Raw genomic sequence first — 594 nt, 5'->3', positions numbered from 1 at the left:
CGGGAAGAGACCAAGAATCACTAACATGCCCGAGATAAAGTAACCCACGTAACGGCTTGCGACGCCCGTTAGCATGATAATGCCGTTGTTTTGACTGAAAGTAGAGTTTGGAAAGCTGTTGAATACCGCAGCGATAGCCGAGTTCAGACCGTCCGCTAATACCCCACCTTTGATACGCTTCATGTAAATAGGGCCTTTAACTGGCTCGCCAGATACTTCAGACGTTGCGGTAATGTCGCCGATCGCTTCCAACGCCGTGATAAAGAAAATCAGCACGAGAGGGATAAATAGTGACCAGTCAAATGACAAGCCGTACTGCATCGGAATCGGTAGCGCAACGAGGTTGGTTTCCCCCAATTTTGAGGTGTCGACCATACCCATGAAGTATGCCATTACATAGCCAACTAGCATGGCAATCACGATCGAAGCCACGCGAATGTATGGGTTTTTAGAACGATTCAAAATCACAATTAACCCAAGTACGGTACCAGCGAGCGCCAGTTTGTCTAAGCTACCAAAAGTACCGTCGCCCATTGCAGTATAGCCACCACCCATAGAAACCAAGCCGACTTGGATTAGCGTCAGGCCAATCAG

At 48.5% G+C, this 594-nt stretch carries 1 protein-coding gene; it reads right to left on the bottom strand.

Going from position 1 to position 594, the window contains the following annotated elements:
* Positions 1-594: solute carrier family 23 protein (locus R7Q09_RS26990; RefSeq protein WP_318144057.1), on the bottom strand; the 594-nt coding region annotated here is incomplete at both ends.

It is taken from the genome of Vibrio sp. 2130-1, assembly GCF_033339515.1.
This window is presented reverse-complemented; position numbering and strand designations above follow the sequence as displayed.